The organism is Paenibacillus sp. PK3_47 (genome assembly GCF_023520895.1).
GTDB lineage: Bacteria > Bacillota > Bacilli > Paenibacillales > Paenibacillaceae > Paenibacillus_AQ.
This window is the reverse complement of sequence record NZ_CP026029.1, coordinates 3,733,090-3,748,896: the sequence shown is the minus strand read 5'-3', so window position 1 is coordinate 3,748,896 and position 15,807 is coordinate 3,733,090. Positions and strand designations below refer to the sequence as shown.

Below are 15,807 nucleotides of genomic sequence, written 5' to 3'. Positions count from 1 at the left end.
TGCACCTCCGAAAAAAGGGAAAGAACGAGGCCTGAATCTGCTCCCCGTTCTGTTCCCGTCTCTATGATTTTACTGCAGCTGACTGCTATGGCAATCTGACGGCTACAACCGCAGCCATTTCTCTTGTAACATGCGCCGAAGGATCAAATGCTCCGCCTGAGCCGGTCATATAACCTGACTCATTCACCGCATAAACGGCATTCCGTGCATAGCTGCTGATCCGCTTGTCATCGGTAAACTTCGCAGCTCCTGCGGCAGCAGTTCCAGTCTCCAGCTTGAACGCTCTGGAGATCATCACCGCCATATCCTGGCGGGTAATTACACCGTCCGGATTGAAGCTGTTCCCGGTTACACCGCTGATGATTCCCAGCTCTTTTGCCTTAAGCACAGCTCCATAATACCACGCGTCAGCCTTCACGTCGCCAAAGACCGGAGCTGCTGATGCCGAAGACGGGGAATTGTCTGTCAGGCGCAGCAGCAGGGCAGCGAATTCAGCCCGGGTAATATTCTTCTTCGGTGCAAAGACCAGGCTGTCCGTGCTGACGCCCTTCATCAGGCCGGTATCATACGCCTTGCGGACAGAATCCAGCGCCCAGGAAGAAATGAGACGCTCATCGGTAAAGATTACATTGCCTGAAGCTGCCGGTGCGATGCTGAACAGCTTGGGCTCACCGCTCAGGAAGCGGTCATAAGCGGCTAGTGCCAGCAGTGCCTGCTCGGTAGCCAGGCCGTTGACGGCTTCGCCGGATACATGAACATAGCTGCCGTCAGCTTGTCTGAATGAGGCCAGGTGACTTAGCAGTCCGCCCTTTGCCTTTACAAACCGCAAGTCGTTAGGACCGGTTCCCGCTGCGCTAAGGGCAATAATGACTTGGGCGGTACTCTCGCTGCTCTCTGCTCCGGCCAGCTTGAAGCCGCCGTTCTCAAGCTGCTGCTGTGACAGCCAGGTGATGGCTTTGTCTGCAGCAGCCTTTACTTCCGCCTGCCCCATATGCGACGACAGCGCGGTCACTGCCATTGCAGTGATATCCACATCATCGGTTCCGCCTGTTGTCAGCGGGAAGCCGCCGCTTGTGCTCTGCATGTCCAGCAGCGTCTTGATCAGGCGTTCTCTGGTCCACTGCGCATCAGCAGGCACATTGTATGCCCCGCTGTCGAGTGCAATCAGGGCAAAAATAAGTCCGTTGCTGCCCTGGTTCACCATAGCCTTGTTATTATAGATTTTCTCAATCAGGTTGTACCCGCCGATCGAACGCGGATCCCCGCCTGCTGCAGCTACAGCCAGCACCAGACGCTCGTAATCCGTAACCTTGCGGAACTCGCCCTGGCTTGCATCAAGCTGCTCTGCTACTCCGTTCAGATAGTCCGCAGGTACAGCATTTCCTGTACGTGCAAGCCCGACAGCCTGCCAGTCACTGATTTCGCCAAGCGCGGTAACCGCTTTGGCAGTGGCTGCGATATCGCTCTTGAGCTTCTCCTGCTCCGGCTCGAATTTGCTGCGGTCCACTACGGCGTATTTGGTAAAGTGGCTAATTTTGCCGGTAATGAAGCCTGTTGAGACATCCAGTACGGAAGGAACCGGAATCCACTGTCCGCTGGTTTCATCCAGCCAGGCCAAAGCCAGGTTGGCCGGATGGAGCGCCGTAACCGGAATCGTTACCGACAGTTCTGCCTCCTTCAGGAACTTGGTTCCGTCTGGAGTAAATTCATACAATCCCGATACCAGTTCGGAACGTTCTGACTTCATCTCCTGCACCCGGATCTTGACTGTACCGGATACAGATCCGGCAGGCAGCTGAAGCTGCACTTCACTGCCGTTATCCTTCAGTACAGAAGCAGCTGCCGGGGTTACCTCCTGCTCCATAGCTACCTGATTGCCCGCCAGCTTCTGGCGGAGCGCCGCTGCGGCTGCAGCAGTCATCGGATTACCGGCATTGGTTACAGAGGTTGTCTGTCCCACCTGCTGGAGCGGCAGGGTATTCCCGGAAGTGATGCTCACAGTACTTGCTGTGCTGCCGGAGCCGCTGCCCGTATTGCCTGCAGGTGCCGCGCCCACATCTGTCCCCAGATTTGTCGTATAACGCCATGTGAGCACATCACCGTTCTGAAGCTTGTAGCTTCCGGCGCTGGATTTTGGATCTGTGCCGTTGACCAGGTACATCCATCCGCTCTGCGGCCCGCGGTCAAACTCGCCCAGGCCGTCAATTGAACGTACATACAGGCCATCTCCGCTTCCCGAAGCAACAACTTTGCTGCCCAGCTGACGGACAAGCAGGCTGTATGCCGTTTCTCCCGGATTCAGGACGACATTTGTACTCGGCAGAATCGTTCCCTTACTGCTGTCTCCGATAACCGAAATCGTTGCCGAAGCCTGCACCGGGGTTACTGACGGAGAGGAAACAACCAATTGCTGTGCGTAACGTACTACGCTCGGTGTACTGTCAGGAACATAACCGGTTACCGCAAGCTGGTGGGTACCTGCCGGCAGGCCTGATTCAAAAACAGCAACGCCCTGATCATTGGTAGTTACGCTGAGGTTGCCTGCAGAAACTTGAACGCCTGCTGCAGGTGATGTGACCGCACTAGTAACAAATGTTACATCATCGGATACCCAACGTTTTTGTGTAACTGCAACTGTAAATTTCTCGCCTGGCTCAGGCTGCGGGCTGCTGATGGTGACTGAATCTACCACCGGGGTATTCATTCCGCCAAAATAGATCAGAATACGGTCCGCTTCCTTAAGCGGATAGGAATCCATCCCTAATTCAGGATACATCCATTCTCCGCCTCGATGGACAAGAAAAGTCCAATAGCCGCCGCCGTAAGTGCCGCCCTTAATCCCGTTAATTCCGTCAACCATACTGCCAAACGGATATACAGTAATATCGAGCGGGATATTGCGGGCCGCCGTGAGCTGTTTCAGCGCATCCAGAGCATTGATGGCCGTTAGCTTGCCTTCTGCCACTGTTCCCTGCGGTCCTTCAACAGACAGGTGAACTGCTACACCTACCTTCAATGCTTGCTTATGTTTAACAATTGCCGGAGTTTTGCCTTCCGCATAAGCAGTGACGGCCAATTCGTAATCTCCTGCCGGCAGACCTGATTCAAAAACAGCAACGCCTTGATCATTTGTAGTTACGCTGATGCCGCCTGCAGTGACTTGAACGCCTGCTGCCGGGGATGTAACCGTACTAGTAGCATATGTCACATCATCGGTTACCCAATGTTTTTGTGTTACTGCAACTGTAAATTTCTCGTCTGGCTCAGGCTGCGGGCTGCTGATGGTGACTGAATCTACCACCGGGGTATTCATTCCGCCAAAATAGATCAGAATACGGTCCGCTTCCTTAAGCGGATAGGAATCCATCCCTAATTCAGGATACACCCATTCCCCGCCTCGATGGACAAGAAAAGTCCAGTAGCCGCCGCCGTAAGTGCCGCCCTTAATCCCGTTAATTCCATCAACCATACTGCCAAACGGATATACAGTAATATCAAGCGGAATATTGCGGGCCGCCGTGAGCTGTTTCAGCGCATCCAGAGCATTGAGGGCCGTTAGTTTGCCTTCTGCCACTGTTCCCTGCGGTCCTTCAACAGACAGCGCCACATTAACGGCAGAGGGTTCTTCAGGCTGCGCAGGCTTAGGGAAGTCATACAGCTTGCCGCTGCCGCCGAGCAGATTGTAGGCAACGAGGGCCTGCAGGCCCTGCTCGGTTGCCTGTGAATTAGCAGCAGCACCTGGGGTATGTGAAAAACCGCCGCCTTGCACGAAGAAGCTCATTAATCTTCCTACAAGGTCGGTTCCATTCTTAGTAAAACGTTCCCCTGTTGGATCAATTCCGTTGGAAGTGAGCGCGATAATAGCCTGGGCAACACTTTCACTGCTGCCGCCGTAGCCACCGTTGGCATCTTGACGGGAGGATAGCCATTGTACAGCTTTTTCACCGGCTGTCTTCACTTCAGGCTTATCTTGGTACGGCGCCAACGCTGTCAGGGTCATCGCCGTTATATCAGGATCTCCGGCCGAGCCGAACAGGGCAAAACCGCCATCATCTTTTTGTTGTTTCAGAATCTCGTCTACCAGCGCTGTGCGTGTCCACTTGGCACCGTCCGGAATAGTATAGCTGCCGGAATCAAGCGCAAGCAGTGCATACACGGGTCCGTTCACCGTCTCACTGCTCATTTTGTCGCTGTTATACAGCTTCTCCAACAGGTTGTACCCTGCTGCAGAACCGCTGCCGGCGAAATTCGCCGCATCACCGCCAAGAGCTGTTATGGCAAGTACGGTCCGGGCATAATCGGTAACTTTGCTAAGTCTGCCTTCAGTCTGTACTGTGTTCTCCAACACTTGGAGATAGCTCCCCGGCACCTGGTATCCGGCCCGGGTTATCCCGATCGCCTCCCAGTCGGACTTCACACCGCTGTTTAGGATAAGCTTGACGGTGTCTTCTATAGCTTCGGATACAGTGATTTGGGGAGCGTCGGCTGCAGATACATCTGTCGCACCAGTGTCTGCTGCCGCTAGGGCTGTCTCAGCAGCAAAAGCCTGTCCTGCCGGAACAAAAGCCGAACCCAACGTTGAAATAACCAGCAATAATGCCAGACCAAGCACAAAGGACTTGGCAGAAAGAATCGTCTTCATCATTAACCTCTTTCCTATAATAATATTAGTCTTGCAGCAGACACTACAAAAAAGCATCTGCCGATACTCGCTTCACATTACCTGCCTGATTCAGCACTCTTTCTCCAGGAGCATAAATCAGCCGGATGAACGCAACCCGCCTGTCCGCACTAAATATCCCCACAAACTGAGTGGGGCCTTGCTTCAATGTGTTATCAAGTTCTTTGCGGGAGGGCCCAAAAGTTTACACATTCTGACACGCTAATAAGCCGCCCCACGAAGGGCGGCCAGGGAAAATACACAGCGAGCATAACGGTGCCAAAGCCACACCGACAGTTCATTTCATCTGCATATGTTCCGCATTCTCACCCCACGAAGAATAGAAACGTTCCGGAAAAAGGCAGGTCTCCTGGCTTATGCTTCATCGCTTCCCTCTGCCTTCCCACCCTTGATCACAGGACAGTGGCACTCCGAGAGTTGCTTCGCATTTACAGTGGCGGGTCCGCACCGGATTTGCACCGGACTTCCCTTTTAAGCGGATTCTACGCGTAGAACCGCACCTTTTCCTAGTGCTTATTAAATTTTAATTATTTTCATAATCATATCTAGTAATCTCCGGTATGTCCATAGAAAAGCTGAATGGAAAACGGTACCCGGTCAGGAGTTAGTGACTGTTACCTGCGAATGCCAACAGGATTTGAGAGATTCCAAATGTTAGTTAGTCAGCCGTTCTCCGCTTTTATTGAAGAAAATAGTCCGGCGGCGGGGATAGTTGTTGTGAGGATGATAGCGGCTTGTGCTAATGGAAATGGGCGTCAGCAGTTTTATAGGGTTTAAGGGTACCTATTTTACCGGAATCCTGAGCGACTGACCGAGCGTAACGGACACAGGGGGCGTTATTTCCGCGATTTCAGGCGCTCACAGAATCTAACGGACTCAGTGGGCCTTATTTTCAGTAAAAGTGTGCAGATGAGGTCATTTTGGTGCGAATAACGGAACCTCGGTCCGTTAGAAATAATAAGCGTGCCAAAATCAATAAATAACGGATCCTGGGTCCGTTAGCGCAGGGAATGTCCATAAAAGTAAAGCAGCGTTTCCCCGAATTACGGGAAACGCTGCTTTGTCTGGTTTTACTATGAGAAACATTCAGCTCTGTCACATTCGCAGCATAATCCGCATATGAGGTAGCGGCTCATGCTGTTACTCAGCTTCCGCATCCGCACTTGCTTCAGCGGAAGGCTCAGGGCTGCCTGTATCAGCATCCGTATCAGCAGCTGACGGAGTAGCTGACGGCGGCGTACTGCCAGGACTTGCTTCGAGCATCAGCGAGTACTTTCCGGCGGTGATCATATCACCTACCGCAACGCTGGCTCCCGCTTCAAGCAGCGCGTTGACGGTGTACGGAGCCGTGCCTGTGTTGGCGGCAGGCGCGTTCTCTGCCGCGCCGCCATCACCCTCAGCGGCCGCGTTCTCCCCCGCGCCGCCATCACCTTCAGCGGCCGCGTTCTCCGCCGCGCCGCTATCGCCCTCGGCAGGCGCGTCCTCCGCTGCGCCGCCCTCGCCCTCGGCAGGCGCGTTCTCCGCCGCGCCGCTCTCTTCCCCGGCTGCATCCGCCGCAGCCGCGTTTCCGCCGCCGTCATCCCCGGCGGCTCCAGCCTCCGGCGATTGAACGGGACAGCCGCCCCGTTCAATCGCCGTAACATCGTAGGCCACCGCGTCCCCGCCGGAGGCCGTTACACTAATCACCGCCGGGTTAAAGGCGGTGCATTCCTCAGCGTCGGCAAAGGAGAACACCAGCCGGCTGCCGGTCCCCTCCGCCCCTTCGCTGCCGAGATACACGGCAGCGGGGGCAAACGCGGCCGCAGCGGACGGCGACGGACTGGCCGCCGGCAGAGCGGCCTCCTTGCTGTCCGGGCGCAGCAGGCTGACCGCCACAATGATGCCGATCAGCACGATCCCCAGGATGGAGCCGGAGATCAGGAGCTGAAATCGGCTGCGGCTGATCCACCGCGCCAGCGGCGAAGCCAGCTTGGAGCGGGCCTCGTTGTATACATTTTGCAGGGCAGGCCCTGCGGATGACATGTAGTTTTTGCGGAATTCGCGGCTTTTGAATGCATCGCGGTCTTTGTTCAGGAAATACTTGAGCACCGCCTTGCGGTACGCCGGATGCAGCTTCTTGTTCGACACCGTGAACAGGCGGCTGTCTTGTGACCAGGCGAAGAAGCGGTAGACCGTCTCCTTGCTGTTCCCCGCTTTGCGGACCACCAGATCCATCAGCGCCTCATAATCAAGCGGACCGCCCTCGCGGTCAGCACTGTGATAAAACGCCAGCGGAAGCCGTTCGAACGGCTCGATATACAGCGTTTCCTTCAGCCAGCGCCGTCCCAGCAGCTGTACATCATCGAGCTCTTTGGGCGTAAGTCCGGCAAAAATCTTCTCATCCGGATTCTCCTCCCCGAACCAGCGGTAAGCGGCACGGAGCGCATTAGCTTTTTGCCTGCTGATGGAGTCTAGCGGCGGCTGCCAGTCGGTGATGTCCCGGTACTGCAGGAACGAAATATCGAGCAGCTGCTCCTGGGTCAGCTCATCCAGAGATACCCGGTTCAGCAGAAAACGTTCCGCAGCAACCTTAAGCTCCTGCAGCAGCGCCAGCGCCTCGGGATGTGTCCCGCCGCCTCTGCGCCGTTCTTTTTCCGCCTTGTCCACTGCTTCGTCTATGGCAGCAACTGCACCCACAGGGTCCTTATCCCGCTGCAGCTTCTCCAGCAGATAATCCTTGACCGCATCACGCACAAAAGACAGCTGCAGCGCCTCAGGCAGAAACCGTCCCCAGTGGGTGACAAACCGCAGAATATCGGATGTTCTGGCCGCTGAAGCCAGCCTCGTCTCCAAATACGGTTCAAGCAGCTTGCTGCGGAAGACAGGCTGGGCCAGCACTCTTTTGAAGAATGCGCTGCTCAGTTCATCATCACTCTCAATAATATTGTAAGCTGAAGCGAGTGCATCCTCACGGCCGGCAGAGCTGCAGTTCAGCATCCCGTTGATGAAGTATTCGACGATTTTGACCCGGTAATTATGGCCCTTCAGCACAAAATATTCCTTGAAGCTCTCCATAATCTCCGGCTGCGGAATGCCTTTGCTGCGGATCAGGTCATACTCGCGGTCAAACCGCTCCAGGAACATATCGTTCAGCCGCACACGCGACACCAGCGCCCCCTCCGGCTTAAGATAGGACAGCAGCCCGCTCAGAACAGCCTGTTTGTTCCCGGTATAGAGGTTTTCATCTCCCTGTTCAATTTCATAAAATACCGCCAGCTCATTATAGAGCGCAAGCGACAGCTTACGTTCCGTGCTCTCTCCGGGCAGCAGTGAATCAGCAAATCTCGCAAAGTCCTCCAGGCTCCCCTTACGCTCCAGCGTCTTCCAGGCAAGTTCGGCAAAAGGCTGACTCTGCCCGCCAAAGTCCGCGTTCAAAATCCGGCCTGAAGCCATATCAAAGGTGAAGTCTCTCTCGATACTCCGGTCGCCTTGGCGCAGGGAACCCTTCTCAACAAAGGTAAGATGAATATATTTGCGGCTTTTCGGCTCATTGGCGTAGGTGATTACACCCAGCCTGCGGCGGAAATCATAGGGCAGCACACTGTAGATTACTTCCGTCAGTTCCACTGCACGCTGTGACAGCTCCATGACAGGAACGTCGAGAGCCACATATATTTTTTTCTTGCCCGCCACCGAGGTCATGACCGCCTGCAGCACCGCTTTGAACGTTTCTTCCCCGAATCCGAGCGACTTCAGCACACTCAGCGGATCAGCTCTGCCTTCACCCCGGCGCACAGGAATGTCTCCAAGCTCCGGCAAAGTCCCGCCAGGCTCTCCGTCATAGCTTCCGGCAAAATCGGCATGCAGCCACTTCCCGTAATCCTCCACAATCTCCTCTGAACGGATGGGCGGCACTACAAAGTTATGGGCGAAAAAAGCGCTCCGCTGTCCGGTAAAATCCGCCGCCAGATAGCGGCTCTGGCCGATGACGGTGTCATTGGCTTCCGTGTGGAACAGGTGCAGCGCAGCCGGATACAGCTCCTCATTCTTCTCGCCGCGTGCCGCAAGCTCTGCCGGCGCATCGTAAAGACAGAAGGGATGCAGAATTTTTTTGACAAAATTATTGTCCAGACTCTCCGACTTCGCTACCGTATCAAATCCTTCTGTTGCCCGGTAAACCCCCCGCCGTTCGCGGGTGTACATCTGCTGGGTGATTACGGACCCTGTAAATCTGTTCACGGCCCGTCGCTCCCCTCAATATAGTTCAGCTTATGCAGCAGCCAGATAAAAGGCTCGTCCACGCGGATCGGGCTGACCACACCCTCCACCTTTTGATTGACCGGATTGCTGCCCAGTGCGGACACGGCGAAATAACCTGTATTGGCAAAATATACATCCATCGTATCCTTGAACGGGCGGTCCACCTTTTCGATAAAGCGGCGGATTTCTCCGTCAATGTTGTGGAATTCGTCCAGATTCAGCGTTTTGCGGTGCACATAGTTATTAAAAACATTGCTGTTCGCCTTGATATAATCGCCGTCTTCGTCCTTCAGCGAATGCAGCATGTCGCTTTTGGCGAGCACGACCGCTGTCGGGATATCCGTTTTGCTCTTTTCCTGGTAGGCGATAAAGTCGCCGAACATGGTCAGCACCACATCGCGCGGCTCATCATACTGCGATACCCACTCCCCCGGCCGGTCGCCGTAGTTGATGCGGATTTTCTCGCGGATCGAACGGATCTGCAGCGGATCGACCATGAACAGAATCCCTGCAGAGTTTTTGATATGCTGGCCGTGCAGACCGAGGTAGTCCTGATCAACCATTCCCTCACCTGCTACGTCGAAGAACACCAGCGTCAGCGGCGGTTTGCTTTCATCTTTGAACACAAACTGGAAAATAAACGGCTCCTGCATCTTCTCCTTCTGGGTGGAGGCCAGCAGATCGCCGCGTTCGAACAGCGGTTCTTCGTACAGGGTGCGGAACTTGCGGCTGATCTCGGCATTCAGCGGCATACAGGCGGCGTCAAAATGCCCTGCCGTCGTATGCTGCAGCGTATGAATCAGCGAGGTCATGTACACCGACTTCCCGACCTGGGAAGCGCCGATAATCGAGATAATGTTGCTTGGCACCTTGCCGGCGGTCACCGGAAGCTCATTGTGGCAAGCCGGACAGAGCCGTCTGCGCGTCATCACGCCATAGCGGTCTGTAAGACCTGTAAGCACATTATCCGTGTAGTGGTGGTATTCCTCGGGAATATCGGCGGGATTCAGAATCGCTTCCAGATCATCCACCGTATCGAGACCGAACCGCTCGCGGTATTTGTTCAGCAGGTCATCTTCGGCCAAGGCATAATTTTCATCATCCTCACGGCTGTGCATGGCCCGGAAGACCACTTCATCCGGCTGGAACTTGGTGAAGCAGAAGGGACAGACAATATCGTAAAAAAGCGGCCGCGGCTGCGGCTGGTTCTTCTTCATAAAACGGCTGAAAAAAGACATTTCTCATCCTCCTGGAAGTGTTGTGGGGCCCCGCTGCCCGGTAGATCCTGTTGGGGCCGGCTTCGGAAGCATATGTTTAACCTGACAAATTAGTAATAAGGCCATTGTATAAAATCGGGCCCATTCTTATCCCGGAATTTCGATATAACTGTACTTTATACAGCTATATTCATGCTCCAGCCTGCCTCCAGCTCTTTAACTGCATTTAGTGCAGCTATATACCGGCTATTGGCTTAATCAGGGCTATTATGCAGGATACAGATGTACAAAGTACAACTAAACATCATAAATGGTCTAAAAGCCCGGATATAGCTGTATCAAATGCAATTAAACAGTTGGCTGGTCCAGAGTCACGCTCGGTTCGGCACGTTATGTTCGATATAGCAGTCACGTCTGGTTCAGCACATTAGTTAAGTTCCAGCAATCACATGCAGCCTGCTATACCTACTGTTCCAGTAATCAGATTTGCATAAACAATAACGTTAATCTGGCATCATAGCTGCTTCCCTGCTTCCCTGCTTCCCTGCTTCCCTGCCCCCCGTTACTCCGGCACAAGCTCATAATACAACCCGTACTTTGGCCCATCGGTGAAAAAAATCCGCACAAAGTCCTCTTTGCCGATCTCAATCGGCGGAAGCGCACACCGTCCGGCGGGGAAGTCCTGAACGAACGGGAACAGCACACCGTCGTCTTTGGCTGACGGATGGCCGCCGCGTTTTTTGACATAGCAGAGCACTTCTTTCGGTACCGGCACTTCGGCTGTAATCGTCATATGTACAGTCTTCTGCTTGCCGAACAGCGCCTTTTTCTGCACGATGGAATAGTAAATCCGCGCCTTGCCTGCACTGACAACCGTACGGTTGGCGCCGTCCGTCTGGTGCACCAGAACCGTGTCACCGTCTTCGCTGGTCCGGGCATAGACTGTATACGCCACCAGCCCGATATCATCCAGCCGGTCGCGGTACCCGTTATTCGCTTTGTATTCCTCCCGGGTGTACAGCTTTAGTCCCTGGGGAGGTGCCCCTCCGTGATCCTGCGTCTCTGCCGGGGCTTTATGGATGTATACCGCCTGTACGCCGTCCGGCCAGCGCCAGCGCAGCGTACAGAGCCGGTCCTCCACCCGGGACACCACCTCCGTAATTGCGGAAGCGGCGGAAGGCTGCTGGGCGTACCTCATGACAACCTGCTCCTTTCACGTTCTTGTTCAATTTCCTCTCAGGTGTTCCTGCACAGTTTTATTGTAAGCCTACGCCTGCTGACCATGATCTCATCCTTGAGCGCAAGCGTACTATTAAGATTAAAATCCCTTGCTGCCCCGGTTTCTGCGCGGCGAATGGAATCCGTCAGAGGAGGGTGCAGCTGTTGACTCGTTTCTGCGGCCCCTGCGGGAGAGGCGTCCTTCCCCTACGGGGATGACAAAGGTAAACAAGGCAATGACTGCAGCCAATACCAGGAGAGCCAGCAGGCGGTCCATGGCATCCCAGAAGGAATGGCCGTTCAGTCCGAATTCAAGAATGAGTCCTGCCAGCAGGCCGGAGACTATGCCGCCGATGCCGAAGCTTTTGGCAAGATGGCGGTTATCGAAGATGATGCCCAGGCCCAGGCCAAGCGCAGCACCGATCAGCATCAGCGCCAAAATACGGACTATAGCATAATAAGGACTGTCTGCTGTCGCATCGGTGCGTTCTGTGAGCAGTGTGCGGTCCCCCAGACGGTCATAAATTTGCTTAAACACATCGCCTAGCAGGTTGGCATCCGTAACATCATAATACTGCCCGCCGGTCACTCTGGCGATATCCTGCAACAGTACTGACCCGGAAGGGTCATCCAGAGCCAGGCCGATCGTATTGACCTGAATACCGCGGTTCACATACTCCGATAATTCCCGCGAGGTATCCAGCTGGCTGAAGCCGTCCGACAGCAGGATAACCATTGAACCTCGGCTCGTTCTGTTATCACTGCTCATAACATTCATCGCTTCTGTAAGCGCACCGCTGATATTCGTACCGCCTTCAGTCGTCTGCAGGCCGTCAATAACAGCGGATACCTGCTCACGGTTCTCTGTGTTCGACAGGGAGGTAAGCGGCTGGACAACCGCAGCATCATTGCTGAAAGTAACTACGGCTACCTGGTTGTCCTCGTCCATCTGCTGGACGAGCGACTTGGCTGCCGCATACCGGCTGTTGCCAGGATCGCTCTGCAGCATGCTGCCGGAGTCATCAATGACCATAACCACGTCCTTGACCGGCTTCACACCGCCGAAGTTCAGCTCATACACAAACTCCATCAGCGTACCGACAGCGAACAGCATCACCAGGGTCAGCGGCAGCAGCTTCCAGGACAACCCCAGGTACCGCTGCTTCCACGATTGGCCGTTCAGTCTCGGGGAGATCATCTCCGCCAGCAGACAGCCCAGTCCCACTCCAAGCGCAACGATGGCAAAATAAATGCCCACAAGCACAATTGACGGCAGATCATAAGGCCTGCTGCCCAGCAGCAGTTCGCCGAGCACAAAGGCAATCCCGCCGCCCAGCAGGCTGAAGCAGAGCAGAAGCCAGTTGATTTTTCGCTGCATAATACATCCGTCCTTTCCGGGAGGAACTATAATTAAATACATATTTTCACCGTGTTATACACGGCGGAGCCCCGCTTCACACTCCTGGCATCTGCAGCGCCCGCCCCACTCACAGTCATCTGCTGCATATTGTGCAAGTGTGTTGATCCGCCAAAAAAAGGTATTAAAAAGGTGTCTAATGGGCTGATTTAAGCATCTTTCTGTAATTATATGGTGTGCTAAACTCTGCAATAGGGAGAGTGCTACAGGGCTTAGTTGGATTTCCTCCACCTAATTCTACACTTTTTCCTCATTTAAGAGTTTTAGTTGGAAATTCTCCAGCTATTCGAGCGGATAAGGGCCTTTGGCGATTCTTCCGGTACATTTAAGTGGAGTTTTTCCAACAAGTATTGGATTACCGTTATTTATCGGAGAATTAGATGGAGAATTTCCACTTAGCTTGATCTGTTCATGCTCCCTAACTCCCTAACTCCCTAACTCCCTAAGACAATTTTCCATAATTCCGTAATACAGTTAATCAACAGGGCTGCTGCATATTGTGCAGTAGTTTGAACCTTATCCTACACACATTTCAATTCTATTGCATTATCTGCAGCAGAATCCGGACATCCTCCCCATAATCACTGAATCTGCCGGATTCTGCTGTATAAAATGCAACAGAATGCCCGCATCACCTCAGCTCAGGCAGCTGCTCCTCATCCACGCCATGCAGGCGGTATCCGTTGCCGGCATAAGTCTCATAGTAGACCTTGCCGTTGCGGTAGTAGAGCAGATCCTCCAGATGGAAGCCGCCCATCAGGTTCAGCTTCTCGACACCGCTTCTGCGCTGCTCGTGCACGAAGCCGAGCCGGTAGATCCGGGTGGTCTCGTCTGCATGATTGGCATAGCGCAGAAATTCAGAGGTGCTGTCGCCGAAGAAATATCTCTCTTCATGGCGGTGCTCCTGCGTGTATTCGAACAGGCGGACGTTGATGCCCGCCTCTTCTTCCAGACTGCGGTAGAGCCGCTTGAACAGCTCTTCCCTGGAGACAATCTCGCGGTTCTCGTAAGCGGCCGCGACATTGGCGCGGCGCAGCAGCTCTTCCTCGAACGGCAGTGCGAACGGCTCTGCCGTCAGCAGCTCGCGGCGGCATACTTCTATCAGCCGCTCTATGACGGCTTCGCCGCCGCGCCGCAGCAGCGCCGGGAGGCTGCCCATGTAACGCTCGCTCCACAGGATGCCAGGGCCGCGCCGTGTCTCAATATCCCGCATGACTTCTTCCGTCACCGTGCGGTAATACTCCATGATGTTCTGATCAATCGTCTCATTGCTCCGGCCGATGCTGGCAAAGGCCAGCTCCCGCAGCTCTTCTTCCAGAGCATCCATCGTCTGCACCTGGGCCTTGCTCTGTACATGCAGCTGTTCCAGCGCAGCATCATAGCGGCGGCAGAGATCCAGCTCACTCTGCAGCCGGAGCAATTCGTATTTGCGGCCGTAAATGCTCGCAAATAAATAATGAATGAAGTTGCGCACTGTCCGTTTGTCCAGCAGCGGAACGCGCTGGAACGGCTGGCGCTCCACGCTCTCCGCGTAGAGCCGGTCCAGCTCCTCCTGCGCGGAGGCAATGGCCGAGCGCAGGCCGCCCATATGCTGGCGCAGCGCATTCAGCACACTGCCTGCGCCCTGCTCGGCAGTCCACTCTGCCAGCTGGTAGAACGTCACCGGCACAGCAGCCTGGGCCTCAGCCGCAAGCACTGACGCCCATTCACGGGCCGGATCGATGCCCGCAGCCCTGCCCGCGGCCACTCCGGCAAAATTGCTCCGGAAATAGGCCTCTCCCCCGTCGCCGAAGAGCAGCGTCTCCGCATCGCGCAGCGACAGCTGCTTCAGCTCCTGCCAGGACGGGCGGCCATGGCTCATCAGGCCCGTCATTTCCTGAATAGCCTCCTCATCCGGCAGCAGGCCTGCAGCCCGTTCGCGCAGCGCTTCCGGAGTCAGGCCGAGCATCGCCTGCCGCTCACGCAGCGTCCATTTATCATTCCCGCGCAGCTCTGTGGCAAGATAGCGGAGCGCGTGATACAGTACGGCCATGGCAATCTGCTTGTTCGGCCTGCGCACAGCCGAGAAACCGGCGGATGCATAGCCCTGCCTGCCGGTGCTGCCGCGGATCCCGCTTTTGAAGGTCATGTTGTTGTAGCCGCCGTGTCCGGTAACAGGATCTGACGTAGAACGGACACGGTTCTTAAGCAGGCTGATATGGGCGATAATCTCATAGTTATCCTCCATACCGTGCACAGACATCATGCCCCGTTCATTCTTATCCGAGAGCAGATAGACGAGATCGAATAAGGAAGCCGGACCATGCGCTACCGGAATGGACAACCCGTCCTCCGTAACCAGCAGCGGTGCGCTGAAGGTGTAATCTGCTCCCTGCAGGCCATCAAGCTCACGCAGAAAAGCCAATCCAACCGAGCTGGAATAACCGAAGTTCTCCCCCTGCTCCCGTTCATTGATCAGTGCGTACAGATCGGTCTGCACCGATTTGAAGGATTGGCCGAGCACGGCGCGGGCCAGCAGCGTAATCTGCGGCAGCAGCACATTAAGCGGGTCATCGACCCGCGTAATGATGGAGAGATGGATCACGTCAAAGGATGAATACTGACGCCCGTACTCCGCTATGCTGTTGCTGAGCTGACGCAGGCTCCGGTTCATTCCGGCCAGGTAACGGCTGTCCTCGCTGAACTCGCGGAAGACATCCTGGCGGACTGTCCGGGGATCACGCCCCGCCGTGTCCGGCAAAGCCATGGACATCACCCGTTCCCGTCCACGGTCACCGCGTTCCTCCGGCATACCGCTGCCGCTCTTGCTGTTCGTGCTGTGCGAAGCCGCATGCAGCGCCATCACACCACCGGCATTATCCCATTTCCGCTCACATCGCTCCAGTACCGGACCGATGGCCGGAGACACCTTGTCGCCAAGGAACAGAAACAGGGCAGGGTAATGGATGCTGCTGCGTCCATCCCCCTTGCTGCGCTGGGCCTCTTCCTCTGCCGCGTATTGAACGGCATATTGGATTACTTGTGATTTGATCATG

Annotated in this window: 6 protein-coding genes and 1 riboswitch; all 6 genes read right to left on the bottom strand. The window is 55.0% G+C overall.

Features of this window, described 5'->3' with window-relative positions; translation table 11 throughout:
* Window positions 1–85: 85 nt before the first annotated feature.
* Window positions 86–4,645 carry an S-layer homology domain-containing protein gene (locus tag C2I18_RS16625; protein ID WP_249896878.1) on the bottom strand — a complete coding sequence of 1,520 codons (4,560 nt, stop codon included), beginning with the start codon at window positions 4,643–4,645 and terminating at the stop codon, window positions 86–88.
* A 358-nt stretch (window positions 4,646–5,003) separates the two neighbouring features.
* Window positions 5,004–5,200: riboswitch (cobalamin riboswitch) on the bottom strand.
* Between the two features lie 621 nt (window positions 5,201–5,821).
* Window positions 5,822–8,899, bottom strand: coding sequence for a GAP1-N2 domain-containing protein (locus tag C2I18_RS16620; protein WP_249896877.1), 3,078 nt, complete (start codon window positions 8,897–8,899; stop codon window positions 5,822–5,824).
* Entirely contained in the window at window positions 8,896–10,158 is a 1,263-nt protein-coding gene (locus tag C2I18_RS16615; protein WP_249896876.1) for a hypothetical protein, read from the bottom strand. Before C2I18_RS16615 ends, C2I18_RS16620 begins: the two co-directional genes overlap by 4 nt.
* A 541-nt stretch (window positions 10,159–10,699) precedes the next feature.
* Entirely contained in the window at window positions 10,700–11,335 is a 636-nt protein-coding gene (locus tag C2I18_RS16610) for a beta-mannanase (protein WP_249896875.1), read from the bottom strand.
* A 120-nt stretch (window positions 11,336–11,455) separates the two neighbouring features.
* Entirely contained in the window at window positions 11,456–12,733 is a 1,278-nt protein-coding gene (locus tag C2I18_RS16605; protein WP_249896874.1) for a vWA domain-containing protein, read from the bottom strand.
* 670 nt (window positions 12,734–13,403) lie between these two features.
* Window positions 13,404–15,806 (bottom strand): transcription initiation factor TFIID, encoded by a 2,403-nt coding sequence (locus C2I18_RS16600; protein ID WP_249896873.1) that lies wholly within the window; start codon window positions 15,804–15,806, stop codon window positions 13,404–13,406.
* Between the last annotated feature and the right edge of the window lies 1 nt (window position 15,807).

Coding starts and splice junctions, on each gene's coding strand:
- C2I18_RS16605 (WP_249896874.1), bottom strand. CDS start 12,733: ATGCAGCGAAAAATCAACTGGCTTCTGCTCTGCTTCAGCCTGCTGGGC.
- C2I18_RS16615 (WP_249896876.1), bottom strand. CDS start 10,158: ATGTCTTTTTTCAGCCGTTTTATGAAGAAGAACCAGCCGCAGCCGCGG.
- C2I18_RS16625 (WP_249896878.1), bottom strand. CDS start 4,645: ATGATGAAGACGATTCTTTCTGCCAAGTCCTTTGTGCTTGGTCTGGCA.
- C2I18_RS16610 (WP_249896875.1), bottom strand. CDS start 11,335: ATGAGGTACGCCCAGCAGCCTTCCGCCGCTTCCGCAATTACGGAGGTG.
- C2I18_RS16600 (WP_249896873.1), bottom strand. CDS start 15,806: ATGATCAAATCACAAGTAATCCAATATGCCGTTCAATACGCGGCAGAG.